General features: G+C 39.8%; 7 protein-coding genes. 4 read left to right on the top strand and 3 right to left on the bottom strand.

The genetic code is table 11. The annotated features are described in order from the left end of the window. The first annotated feature begins 10 nt into the window (after nucleotides 1–10). Complete coding sequence (locus SLH46_RS13950; RefSeq protein WP_320281818.1) at nucleotides 11–1699, top strand: MBOAT family O-acyltransferase; 1689 nt, start codon at nucleotides 11–13, stop codon at nucleotides 1697–1699. A gap of 24 nt (nucleotides 1700–1723) precedes the next feature. On the opposite strand, the gene SLH46_RS13945 is transcribed toward SLH46_RS13950, so the two are convergent. After that, nucleotides 1724–3568, bottom strand: coding sequence for a hypothetical protein (locus SLH46_RS13945; protein ID WP_320281817.1), 1845 nt, complete (start codon nucleotides 3566–3568; stop codon nucleotides 1724–1726). A 477-nt stretch (nucleotides 3569–4045) separates the two neighbouring features. On the opposite strand from SLH46_RS13945, the gene SLH46_RS13940 reads away from it, so the two are divergent. From SLH46_RS13940 to SLH46_RS13930, 3 genes are read left to right on the top strand one after another with little or no spacing between them, the layout of a single operon-like run. Then, nucleotides 4046–5272, top strand: a complete 1227-nt coding sequence (locus tag SLH46_RS13940; RefSeq protein WP_320281816.1) for an ROK family transcriptional regulator — start codon at nucleotides 4046–4048, stop codon at nucleotides 5270–5272. A gap of 44 nt (nucleotides 5273–5316) precedes the next feature. Beyond that, complete coding sequence (locus tag SLH46_RS13935) at nucleotides 5317–8637, top strand: SusC/RagA family TonB-linked outer membrane protein (RefSeq protein ID WP_320281815.1); 3321 nt, start codon at nucleotides 5317–5319, stop codon at nucleotides 8635–8637. A 24-nt stretch (nucleotides 8638–8661) separates the two neighbouring features. Beyond that, nucleotides 8662–10383 (top strand): SusD/RagB family nutrient-binding outer membrane lipoprotein, encoded by a 1722-nt coding sequence (locus SLH46_RS13930; protein ID WP_320281814.1) that lies wholly within the window; start codon nucleotides 8662–8664, stop codon nucleotides 10381–10383. A 293-nt stretch (nucleotides 10384–10676) separates the two neighbouring features. Here the strand turns inward: SLH46_RS13930 and SLH46_RS13925 are convergent, their stop codons facing one another. Together SLH46_RS13925 and SLH46_RS13920 are read right to left on the bottom strand one after the other, a co-directional pair. Further along, entirely contained in the window at nucleotides 10677–11525 is an 849-nt protein-coding gene (locus tag SLH46_RS13925; RefSeq protein ID WP_320281813.1) for a tetratricopeptide repeat protein, read from the bottom strand. A gap of 101 nt (nucleotides 11526–11626) precedes the next feature. Continuing rightward, entirely contained in the window at nucleotides 11627–13684 is a 2058-nt protein-coding gene (locus SLH46_RS13920; RefSeq protein ID WP_320281812.1) for a T9SS type A sorting domain-containing protein, read from the bottom strand. Nucleotides 13685–13995: the final 311 nt, after the last annotated feature.

The raw sequence follows: 13995 nt of genomic DNA, 5'->3' as shown, positions 1-13995 counted from the left end.
TTGATATTACTTGGATTTACTAAAACAAATAGAACTTAACGACCTGCTAAGGAATATTTTCCTGTACGATAAAACAGCTCCACTAATTTTTACACGCTTCTTTTTCTGGGCGTTTTTTGCTTTTGTACTGGCAGGATATTCTTTGGTTTACAAAAACAAAAACCGAAGCGTTCGAGCCGGGTATTTGTTCCTGGTGAGTTTGTTTTTCTATTACAAATCCAGTGGTTTTTTCTTTTTTATTCTGTTGTTCAGTACACTTACCGACTTTTTTATTGGCAAAGGAATATACAAATCGAAGAGTGAGTTGATCCGGAAACTGTTGATTGCGGCAAGCGTGGTTGTTAACCTTACACTGCTGGCTTATTTTAAATATGCCTACTTTTTTGTGGACAGCATAAACCTGATGCTGGGAACCGACCTAAGCGTGATTAATCATTTGGCACTGTGGGCCAACGAAGCAACAGGAACACATTTCGAGGTGAATCAGATTTTGCTGCCGGTTGGTATTTCGTTCTTCACCTTTCAAACCATAAGTTACTCGGTTGATGTGTACCGAGGTGAAACAAAACCAGTAAATAACCTGGTGGATTTTGGTTTTTATGTATCGTTTTTTCCGCAGTTGGTAGCCGGACCGATTGTGCGTGCATCGGGATTTGTAAAACAGATATACGAAGATTACCGCCTTTCGAAGGAAGAATTTGGCTGGGCCATTTTTATCATTCTGAAAGGATTGATCAAGAAAATATTTATTGGCGATTATATTGCCGTAAACTTTGTAGACCGTGTTTTTTCCGATCCGGTTACACACTCGGGATTCGAAAACCTGATGGCGCTAATTGGCTACTCCTTGCAGGTTTATGTCGATTTTTCGGGGTACACCGATATTGCCATTGGAGTAGCGCTGTTGATGGGTTACCGTTTGCCGCAAAACTTTAATTCGCCCTATAAGGCAAAAAGTGTTGCCGAATTCTGGAAACGCTGGCATATGTCGCTTTCGTCGTGGTTAAAAGATTATTTGTATATCCCAATTGGCGGAAACCGCGAAGGTTCGGTGTTTAGTTACATCAGTCTTGGTATAATCCTGGCCATCATTGTTCTTCTGGCCGGGAAACTGATTCTGGTGCCAATATTTGCCGGAGCAGTGTTGGTTTTTGCATTGCTGGCACATTTCTTCCCGAATGTAAAACGCCATGTAAACACTAATATCAACCTGATGCTTACTATGTTGTTGGGGGGACTCTGGCACGGTGCATCGTGGCAGTTTATTATTTGGGGAGGATTGAATGGTGTTGGACTGGTGATCTATAAATTCTGGCGAAAAATTAGCCCGTGGGAGAAACGCAGCAACTGGTTGGTGAATATTTGGAAGATTGCTATCACTTTTAGTTTTATCACTTTTACGAGGGTTTTCTTCCGTTCGGAATCAATGGACGTGGTTCGCGGTATGCTGCACCAAATAGGTACCGACCTCAAACTTTCGATGATACCTGAAGTTTTAGTGGCATATAAATGGGTATTTCTTGTAATGTTATTTGGATTTATAACGCACTGGCTGAGTTACGATATTAAAGACCGTGCTAAAAACTGGTTTATTGAATCGCCAATGTGGGTGAAAGCCGGGATTTCTGCAATTGTTGTAATTATCGTTTACCAATCCGTATCGGCTGATATGCAACCGTTTATTTATTTCCAGTTCTAGACTTTCGGACGTAATATTTCAGAATTATTCGAAGCGCACAGGTTCCGGCCCGGTAGGTTGGAACGATATAAACTGTCGTTTCGACTGTTCGTCGAGTGCAAAGCCTATAAAACTCATATCGTCAGGATGGAATGGGTAGAAAGCCAAACGGAGGCGGAATGTTTCGAAAACAAGGTTCTCGTTGTGTAAACGAATACCAATGCCAACGCCACTGTAGTAGTCCTGCTTAAAAATAAGTTCCTGGTTGGTGCCAATAACACCAAAATCGGCAAAGCCAAAAATCGCCATATTAAACTTGTAGAATTGTGTGGGCAGAAATACAACGTGCTCCAGCTTTACGTTTAATCGTTGTTTTCCAATGGCAATGTCGCTGTCGAAACCCCGAATATGATCCCGTTCTCCAAGTGTCAGGTGTTCAATTTCAAAACGGCGTATGCCAAGTGTATAATTCATATCAACAAAGGTCCTAACCTGTTTTTTCCCGGCGGTATGCAGTTTCGAAATAAAGTTTAAGTCGGCATAAATCATACCTTCTTCAAAACGACCTTTTTTTAAATAACCGGCAATTCCTGCAGTGGTAAATAAATAGCCACTACGGCTAAGTAATAAATTACCGTTCGATGTAAAAAAATGCAGGTAGTGCCTGTCGCCAAACTCATTGGCATCGTAACCATAAATAAGCTCGTTTTTGAATCCTTCAGGAATATCCTCGGTAATTCCGTAACTGTATATCAATTGATCCTGGATATAACGACGTTGCGAAATGGTAAGTCCCGCCATATACAAGGTATGATTGGAAAAAAAGTGACTGTTTTCGGGAGCTACTACCGGATTTTCGAAATAGTTCCAGTTATTAATACCCGCAGATAATACCAGCTCGGTTATATTTTCATGTCGCGGGCTAATATTAAAACTGCGTCCTCCCCAAAGGTAATTTACAGAAAGATCAAGCGGTTCTTCCACTTTTACCGGATCGTTATTCGTAATTCGGTCGGTTCGGTACATACGGGCAGAATAACCACCGTAACCCCACTTAATATTTTGGGTTAAAAATGGTTTGTTCACCTCCGTTGCAAATCCCTCGCGCCGATAGGTATTTAAGTACCCCAGGCGAACGTCGAGAAAACTACCTGCAATGTTTTTTATATTGTAAAAGGTTTCAACTCCCAGATAGGGTTCCTTTTCAATGTGGCCAACAAACTTTACCGAAACCTCGTGTCCAACGCCAAAAATGTTGCGGTTGTATAACTCAATATCGCCTGAACTGGTGCCGTTAACCCCTCCCGAGACTCCAAACGAAAAACGATCTTTTGTTAAAACCAGCACATTAACCAAACCCGGATAGATTGGATCCAGTTCCACATAAATACGCACATCTTTAATATAGGGCAAATCCCTGATTATCCTTTCGTTCTCGTACATCAACTCCGGATCGAGCATGTCGCCTGTTTTAAAAAGTAATAGTTTGCGTATGGTTTTTAAATTCGATTTGGTGTGAATTGTATTCGCAGCCCGCTCGGCCCAATGATCGGCTTTTTTAGTCGTGTCGGTACAGGTAGGACCAAATACATCGAGCGCATTAATTTTTATTTCAGCAATTATTTTTCCTTCATATTCCCGGAAATAATCGAGTGCCAGTGCTTTTTTATCGACATAGGGGCGGGGAGGTGTTATAATTGCGTCGTAAAGCCAACCTGTTAATTTGCGTCGGTTAGCGCGGTTTTCAAGACTGTCGTAAAAATTGTCCTGCTTTTTATAAATATCATCCAATGCCGCAGCAGTATCAACTTGTGGTACCTGGGCACTTATCGATTGAACTCCCACAATTATCGATAGCGCAGCAATATATATTTTAAGCGCTTTTATCACAGCTATTTTCCCTTTTGCTTCTTTTCGTAAAGAATTCCTCTGTTTTTAAGCTTTCTGAATGTAACAATTTTATTATTTATTGTTTTTAAATCTTACTGTTAATTTACGTTAAACAGAAATGAGCATCAGTTATATCGGGTATTGTCTCCTTTTCTTTAATTGAAAGCTCTGGCAGAACAATACAATTAATAAGCACTAATCAATGTTATGTATATAATGCTGAATAAGATGAGGATGGCGATTTGGCTTAAGTTATTGTCAAGTAGAAATGTAGGTGAAAAATTGAATGCATTCTATTCGTTGCATTTTTATACCTTATTGTAAATAGTACTTGAATACTTAATTTATTGGTCCTTCTCGAGAAATTAATTAAGTAATATTAGCATACTTACTAAAAAAATTAACAAAGATTTGGTTTTGGTTTAAATATTTGCTTAAATTGCATGCGATTAATTAAACTAGACTGTTTCCAAAAATATGATTCTTCTTGAAAATATAAAGGGTCAGAAACTCACCGGCAATGCGCTAAAGAATTATCGAAGGAAGAAGAAGATCCTTAGTCTTTTGTATCAAAATGATACACTTTCAGCCACATTTTTATCCAAACAAATTGGTGTAAGTTTACCAACGGCCATTTCTTTGTTAAAAGAACTTGGTAACAGTAAGCTCGTTGAAGTCCGTGGAAGCGGTGAATCAAAAGGTGGGAGACGCCCAACATTATTTGGATTAAAACGCGACAGCATATTTGTTATCTCTTGCGAATTGGGTCGTTTCCGTGGCAAGATTGGTGTGTACAATACACATAACGAGCTGGTGGCACCGGTTACTATTGTGCAAACCTCAATCGATGATGACAACCTGGTTGATAAATTGTACGCAGAATCGCGTCAGATATTGACAGATAACTTTATTGATTACAGTAGTGTATTTGCGGTAGGAATTGCTATGCCCGGTTTGATCGACTCGAAACAGGGAGTAAACTATACCATTAAAAAGGAAGAATACCGAAATATTGCTGAACGTTTGAGTTCGAAATTCGACAAGATCGTTTATGTAAACAACGACGCCCGCATGGAAGCTTATGGCGAATTTATTTTTGGCGAAGCCAAAGGTTATAAAAATGCCATGATTATCAACTGGAACTGGGGTGTTGGTTTAGGAATGGTGCTTAATGGAAACCTGTACAATGGTGGAAGCGGTTTTGCAGGCGAATTGTCGCATATAAAATTTGTAGAAGACGGAGACTTGTGTATCTGTGGAAAACGGGGCTGTTTAGAAACCGAAATATCAGCATATGTGTTGATAAACAGAGCCCGCGAAGCAGTAGAAAATAATAGAATCTCGCAACTAACTGAAAAATTTAAAAACCATACAGAAGACATAACTGTACGGGATATAATATCAGCAGCAAAGTTAGGCGACGAGCTTTCTATATCTCTATTAAATAATGTTGGGCAGGCACTTGGAAAAGCGTTGTCCGACACAATTCAGCTACTAAATCCGGATGTTATCGTTTTAGGAGGATTGGTTTCTGAGGCCAATCAGTATGTGTTAAATCCTATTCAGCAATCGATAAATCAATACTGTTTGGAACAGATTTCCGGAAATACCAAAATCGTAATCTCAAATAACTGGCGACACTCCGGTTTATTGGGAATTACAGCCAAATTATTCCAAAAATTATTTAGCGATATGAATAAATAATCTAAGTATTAATCTATTTCTAGTTCATTTAAAATTCAAAATCTATGCGAAAGATTTTTTTGATTTTAGGGATGTGCTTTGCGCTACTAAGTAGTGCTTATGCGCAACAGAGGGTGACTGGTACAGTTACCGACGAAGAAGGACTTGGTATTCCGGGTGCTTCCGTTATTCAAAAAGGAACAAACAATGGAACAATTACCGACCTCGACGGTAATTACTCTATTTCGGTTCCTGAAGATGCTATTATTGTATACTCGTTTGTGGGAATGAAAACTGTTGAAGAACGGTTGAATTCACGTTCTGTTATTAATGTTGCTTTGGTGACTGATGCAGTGGGTATTGACGAGGTAGTTGTAACCGCTTTGGGTATCAAACGCGAGAAAAAAGCGCTTGGTTACTCAATGAGTTCGATTAAAGCCGACGACCTTGTAAAGAGTGGTAACCCAGTTAACCCGCTTACATCGCTTTACGGTAAAGCAGCAGGTGTACGCGTTTCGGGTACTGCCAACGGTCCAACCGGTGGTATGATCATCAACATTCGTAACTCAGTTTCGTTATCGTCTGAATCATCAACACGTCCACTGTTTGTTGTTGATGGTATTCCAATCTTTGACGAAAACTCGGGTACAGGAAGAGACACCAGAACAGGTGGTGATACCGGTACCGGTATTAACGATATTAACGCCGAAGATATCGAGTCGATCGAGATTCTGAAAGGTGCTAAAGCTTCTGTACTTTACGGTTATGCCGGTGCAAACGGTGTTGTACTGATCACAACTAAATCAGGAACAAAGAAAAAAGGACTTGGTGTTGAAGTAAACTCAAGTTATACCTGGGATCAGGTGGCTTTCTTCCCTGAATTGCAAAACGAATTCGGATCAGGTTCTAGTATTGGTGCAGCATTGCCAAATGCAGCCGATACTGATGCTGACGGTTTCAGATACCAGGACGTAAACGGTGTTAGAACTCCGGTTTATTACGGTAATGGTTCAGCTGGTTTCGGTCCAAAAATGGACGGACGTGAAATCCTTTGGTGGGATGGCGAAATGCGTCCTTACACTGCACAGGAAGATAACTTTAAAGAGTTATTCCAGACAGGACACTTACAAACCAACGGTTTCTCTATCTCCAATGCCGGCGATATGGGTAACGTTCGTGTGTCGTACACCAACAAAAAATTTACAAGTACTGCAGTTGGTGCTGATCAGGACAACCACATTTTCAGCTTCAACGGAAAGCTGGATATTTCGAAAAGAATTTCGATCAACTATATCAGTAACTACTACTACACTTTAAACCATAATGCACCATATCGTATGCAGGATGGTTTGGTAACTTACGGTATTAACCGTGATATGAAAACTGACTTGTGGGCGAATAACATTGTTGATGACACAGGTGTTTACTGGTATTTCAGAGACAAAGAACTTAGAGAAGCTGCCGGTGGTCTGACAGGCAAAATCAGTCAGGCTTACTACTGGCGTCAGAAACAAAACTCTTACGACGAAACAAGACATCACCTTATTCAGTCGTTAAACACCAATATCGACTTAACTGACTGGTTATCGATTACTTTACGTACTGGTTTCGATATGACCAGAAAGATGAATGAGAACAAAGAAAAAGTAATCAGACCATTAAGCGAAGATAATCAGCAGGGATGGTACTCGGTTGCAGAACGTAACATTTTCAACCTTTACAACAACGCTTACCTGAACTTCGATAAAGAAATTAACGAAGACTTCCGTATCAGCGGTTTAGTTGGTTTTGTTTACGAAAATTTCTCTGACCGTACTGTTTCAGCAAAAGCTTATAACTTCTTGGTTGAAAACTGGTTCTCGTTGGCTAACAGTAGTAACGACGTAAAAGCTGAAGGTGGTGGTTACCGTTCTTCAAGCGTTTTATACGGTGTGTTGGCATCTGCTCAGTTATCGTACAAAAATCAGTTATTTGTTGAAATCCAGGGAAGAAATGACTGGTCGTCAATTCTGCCTCCTGAAAACAACAGCTACTTCTATCCTGGTGCAAGTTTATCGTGGATTGCCAGCGAGACACTTGACTTACCTGAAGTTATTCAGTATGCAAAAGCCAGAGCTTCGTTTGCTGACGTAGGTCGTCCAGGTCCGATTTATTTTGGTAACCTTGCTTTCGATATTAACTCTTACGGTGGTATTGCTTATGCAACTGCATCAAGCGAAATGCCTCCTGCCGACTTTGAAGCAGGTATCGCAGAAGGAAAATTACCTCCTGAAAACCTGAAACCGGAAAGAAAAAGAGAATTGGAACTTGGTTTTGAATTGAACTTCTTCGAGCAAAACCGAATTGGAGTTGATTTCTCTTGGTTTACTGCAAATATCTACGACCAGATTCTTGCATTGGATGTACCTAAATCTTCAGGTGTAAACAAAATTCGTGTAAATACCGGTAACACTCAAAACTCGGGTGTTGAATTACAACTTACAGGTAAACCGGTTTTAACTCGCAATTTCCAGTGGAGCACAACTTTGAACTTAGCGCAGTATAACACTAAAATTAAAGAGTTATCTGACGGAGTTGAAGTTCTTCCATTGTGGGGTGTTACAGGTGCAAGCCGCGAAGCACACGTTGGTGGCGAATACGGTGAGTATTACATCAATCCTTGGTTGCGCGACGATAACGGTAACCTGGTTGTTGGATCGAATGGTGTTTACGCGTTCGACACCGAGCAACAAGTTAAAGTTGGTAAACAATTACCTGACCTTACCGGTGGTTTGAGCAACAGTTTCTCTTACAAGAATATTTATCTTGATTTTGACCTTGATTTCCAGTTTGGCGGAACTTTGATTTCGCAAACAAACATGTACCTGAAAGGTAACGGAACAGGAAAAGAATCATTAAAATATCGTGATGAAGAGCGTGGCGGTTTGGCTTACTACGTAAATACCGATAACCAAAAAATTCTTTTGGAATCGCACAGCGCAGCAACACCAGCCGATTCAAAATACGACTTTATCCTGCACGACGGTGTAATCCTTCCGGGTGTAAAATCTGACGGTTCTGAAAACGATATTCTTATTTCAGCACAGGAGTACTACGAAAATACTTACTGGCAAGGTTATATGGATATTACTGAAGATGCAATTTACAAGAGTGATTATATCTCATTCAGAAGAATCACACTTGGTTACGAGTTGCCTAAAAAGGTTATGGATAAAACATTTTTAACACGTGCGCGCATTTCGGTATTTGGTAACAACATTGCTTACCTGTACAAAGATGCTCCAAACGTTACTCCTGAGTCGTACGCAGGTACAAATGAATTCACTGAATACTCAGGTATGCCAGGCGTAAGAAGTTTTGGATGTGAAATTAAATTAGGATTTTAATACACGAAGATCATGAAGATTAAAATGAAAAATATAATAAACACCAGAAAAGCCCTTGTTGCTTTTGTCTCGATGTTTTTAGTCTTTTCGTCTTGTCAGGATACACTGGAAGATGAATTCTATAACCCGGAGAAACAAACCGAACCAAGTTTCGAGATGTTGTTTACCGGGGCACTTCAACCTACCGAGTTGTTCCGTCTGGAGTACGGTCCTGGCTACCACCAGTCGCGTGCTTTTAACCGCGTATTAGGTTTGGGAACTTTCCCTTATGCTTATTACAACACTGTACCTGATAACAGTGTAACAGCCTGGACTGGCTGGTCGGGTGCAACGCTTAGAAATACTCAGTTTAACAAAACTTATGTAGATTTTAACAAAAACATTCCTGTACTGAATTTGATGTTGAATGGTTTGTCGGAAGAAGAAAAACCAGACTACGAAATTTACGTGCACTGTATTAATGTGGTTAAAGCCTACATGTTTCAGCGTTTAACTGATATTTACGACGATGTACCGTATACAGAAGCTAACGGTGCTTACGAAAAGAAATTCTGGGCGAAATACGATACTCAGGAGTCTATTTATATGTCGTTGTTAGACGAATTGAAAACAATCGACGCAGCACTGGCTGCTACCGATCTTAATACTTCGTTGGCGCACGAAAAATTCCGTGTTCACGATATTTTGAATAACGGTGATGTTTTGAAGTGGCGTAAATTTGCCAACTCAATGCGTTTGCGTATGGCCATCCGAATTTCGGGTGTTGCACCTGAAAAATCGCAGGAAGTAATTGCTGACATTGTTGGTAACGATCTTCCTTTGGTTACTGAGGCTGCAGACTTTATCGGTATGGCCGAAAAAGATTACGCACACGTAATGGAGTGGTACTGGCCACGTGCTATGAAAGAAATGTGGTACAACTTCCACGCACCAAGATTTATGGTAAAAGATATCTTTGGTTACGATGGTCCTGATACTCCTGAAGATCAGATCGACCCACGTTTATACACTGTATTCCAGCCAAACCAGTGGGGCGATTACGTTGGTGTTGATGTTTGGGGCGACGATCAGTTCCCTGAAATCGAATCAGATATGCAGGCCTTGGGATATGACGAAGACCGTATTAACAATGCAAAAGATTGGGCATACGACGATCACCTGGAGCCATATTTCTCGTTCTATAATAAGGTAACTTATTATAACTTCGATATGAAATATCCTGCCTTCACACCAACAGAAACTCACTTGTTGTTGGCTGAGGCTGCAATTCGTTTCCCTGGTTCGGCAGGTAGTATCGATCCTGTTGAGGAATACAAAAAAGCGATTGCAGAATCAATCGACTGGTATTACCAGACCAACAAATCGAACACTTTTGATGTGACTTCGTCACCTGCAATTCCAGCTAACATTATGGATGGATCATACGCTGCACAACCAGCTCCTGACGCATTCCTGGAAGGTAAAGGTGATTCTTTCAGCCAGATGAGCGATGACGATAAAATTAAAGAGATTTTCTATCAGAAATTTGCTCACCTGAACATTCTTAACTATTGGGAGATTTGGAGCGAAACCAGACGTCTGCAAAAAGATTATGGTATTCTTGCACCAGTTTCTGATAAATGGGTTTGGATGGAAAGATTCTATTATCCTTCAAGCGAAGAAACCACTAACCCGGATAACTTCGCTGCAGTAGCAGGTAAAAACAACCACGATACACCAGTTTGGTGGACAGGTAGAACAAAATAGTGATCAATTTCATAGATTAATTTTGGTTAGGATTAACCGTCGTTCATTCATTTGAACGGCGGTTTTTTATTTCATAAAACCGTCAATCCGGGCTGATGAAGGATGGACATTATAACGACCATCTAATTGATGAAATTAGAGTGGGGGAAGAAGCTACGAAGAATATTAATACTTCTGTTTGCGGAAAGCTAATTGTTTGAATACAAGGTGTTCTTCCGTTCTGAACGGTATAAAGTGTGGGATTAACTTTATAGATAAAGTGTAAAAGGCTGGGGGCTTTAAATTGTAATGGACTATAAATTATTTAAATCCTCTATACGGCTTTTTGCTTCTTTAATAGCAGCTGTTACTGAGCTTTGGTTTTTTGCCGCATTATATTTTTCAAGCAAGGGCAAACACGCTTCGTAATACGGTTTTGCTTTCCCAATTTCTTTTTTGTAATCGTGGTATTCCTGGGCTGTTGGCGATTGCTTTTTCTCGTAGTTCTTATTCGCAGTGTCCCATAACGATCGTGCCTTGTTTAAGTTGATCATTCCGGCCTGAATATTCGCGTTCAGGTTGTCGGGAGAAATAGCAAGAACAGCCATAAAGTTTTCCAGTGCCTCTTCAGTATTTCCGTTGGCGTTTAATGCCAGTCCTTTATAGGTCATCGCATTTACATTGTCCGAATCAATACCTAAAATTTCATTTGCTGTTATCAGGGTTTCAGTATATTTTTTGTTTTTGTAATAAAAGTACATCAGTTTTAAACTGTATTTCTTGTACTTTCCATCCAGGTTTCTTGCAGCAAGTAGCACTTTTTCGGTAGTGTTTACGTCTTTAAATTTCTCTGCCAGTTCCAGTTGCTGGTCCATCATAAACACATCGTTCGATCCGTAATCAATTGCAATGTTATTGTATTTTAATACCAGCTGTTCATCGTTAAGGTGCGATGCACAAACACTTGCCAGCGAAGCAGTCCAACGCATTTTTGTACCGTCGTCGGTTTTAAGCGTTAAAGCTTTGTCGTAGAATTCGATTGCTTTTTCATAATTCTGAGCATCAACCTCCTTCTGAGCCATATCGCAAAGCGATTGAAATGATTCCTGAGATTGTGCCTGTATTGCCAGCGTCAGCATTAAAAATATGAACAGATTTTTCATCGTATAAAAATTGTAATTGAATTAAATCGCTGCAAATATAAAAAGGCCCGCTTAAATACAGGCGGGCCCTTTTCTGAGTGAAACTATTTATTAAACCTATTCTATTGTTTAATAACTTTAAATGTTTTCATTTCCGATTCGTTAGCAACACGAATCAGGTAAATTCCGGCTTTGTCAACATTTATTTTTGCACGTGACTCGTGGAATTCTTTATCTAATATCATTTGCCCTGTAAGGCTGAATACGCTAATTCTTGCTGTTTTGTTGCTTCCTAAATCAACATTAAAGTGTTGATTGGTTACCGTTGGGTAAACGTTAAACTGAGATTCAAAAACAGCATCAACCGCTGTAATTGTTTCAACAAAATTAATGGTGTAAACAATTTCAGTTGTTCCGTCTTCGGCTACAACAGTAACAGTTGCAGTTCCAGGAAGTGTGTCGGCCTGAACTACGGTAACTGTAGCATTCATATCGAAAGCAACACCCGAAATCTCAGGAATTTCCATTGAGTCGGAAGTGATTTTAATTTCGTAGCTGGTAACAGCAGGATCAAATCCGGCGATTAATGTATCTGCAACATTCAATTCAGCTAAAGTAGCATCAGTTGAAACTTCACGGAAATTAACCGAATAAGTAAGACTTGTTACTCCATCAGCAGCAACTACCTCGATGGTAGCAACGCCAGGAACCGCAGTTGCTTGTGTAACAGTAACAGTGGCTGCCGGATCGGCTGGTGTTCCTCCAATTGTAGCAGCAGTACCTCCAACAGGTAAAATTACTTCGTATGATCCGGTGAAAGTACTAAATCCGTCGATTGTTGTGTCGGCCAAAGTTAAGTCAGATAGGTATGGGTTAACGGCAGTTGTATTGTTTGGATCGTAAACCATCAATTCTGCACCTGTTTCAACAAAACCACCTTCTTCAGACTGAAGCATCATATTTCCTGAGAAATAGAGTTTACCATCATAAACAGTAAGGTTTTCAACATCGAAAACCAATGAATCTACAAGCTCTACACCTGAACCTTCGATTTTGTAAAGAAAAGATCTTGAATCTTTACTTCCGGCATAATAAATTACACCGTCAAGTTTCGCCATATCTTTCGGATAATGTCTTTCATCAGCATTGGCAGAAAGATGAGTCACTACACCTGACGAGGTATCGTAAGAGAAAAGTTGTCTGTGTGTACTCGATCCTCCAACAGAAGCATAAAAGTAAAGCATGTCGTCATCAGCAAAAAGGAGTTCTGCGCTCAAACTGTCGATTTGTGAATTGATTGCATCAACAGGAACTGTTCCTTCCGAAGTTCCGTTAGTTTCCCAGATGGTATAAGCTGTGCTACCACTGGCTGTTCCTTTATAGGTATAAACCCTAAAATAAACCTTTTCACCAGCATTTGTCAGGTATCTCACATTTGCATCATCGTACCTGCTTGAGCCAACATTTATGTCTGCTAACAAAACAACAGTGTCAGGTTGAGCCGGATCGTAAACATAAAGCTCGTTACCTGCGCTGGTTTTTTCATCCTCGCCTGAAACAATGAATTTATTGTTGAGCATTGTAAACTCGTAATTGTACACATCAATTAAGGTGTCCATTGCAGAAAAGGTTACCACGGAAGCTCCATCAAGATATCCAATTGGTGCATTTCCACCCTCACAAAAATACAAGGTGTCGTTATGAATTTGTGGAGAGTTAAACAGTGTATTAGTCACAGCAGTAGGAGCTCCTGATCCAGGTACATATTGAAACAATCGGGTTGTGTCATTAGTTTGAGCCTCAAAGTACAATACATTGTTGTAAACGATTGGATTGTCGAAATAAGAACTGGTGTATTTTGTATATGTTTCCCCCATTGCATCGGTTGCCTCAGAGGTTTCTGTATTAAGGTCGATAATTGAAATAGTATCGCTAGCGGCATTAAAAATAAACATCTCAGTATCGTAACCGGTTCTTGTAACAATCTCGCCAAAAAAAGTACTGTAGTAATCGTAGTAATTATACCTACCACTATAAACCAGTTCGTCTCCAACAGCGATTATATCAGCAGGGCTGGTGCTTAATTCGCCGTCGGCAGAATTAGCCACCAGATTTACATATTGGGCTTTAGCGCTTACTCCCAACAAGATTATTAAAACAAAAAGGTAAATTTTTCTCATAATATTTAATTTAAAATTAGAATTTACTTATAATTCTGTACGTATGAACGACGCATAGGAGTTGCATATCGGGTGACAAAAAATCTTAAAAAGATGATATTTCCTGTTGTTTTTTTTGTTAAGGATTCGATTGCCGAGAATTTAGTAAGCATTTGATCGTTTTGGGAAGACAGCCGGTCAACTGTTTATTAGTTACAGAATGTTAACTTAATCCACAATAAAAGAGCCATATAGCGTTCCTTGTTATTATAAAAGGCAAGTTTTATTATCTTAAATGACTTAATGATGTACTATTGGATAACCCGGTTCGT

Origin of the sequence: Draconibacterium sp. IB214405 (assembly GCF_033963885.1) — a bacterium.
Taxonomy (GTDB): domain Bacteria; phylum Bacteroidota; class Bacteroidia; order Bacteroidales; family Prolixibacteraceae; genus Draconibacterium.
The sequence above is the reverse complement of the archived record's forward strand: the minus strand, read 5'-3'. Positions and strand labels throughout refer to the sequence as shown.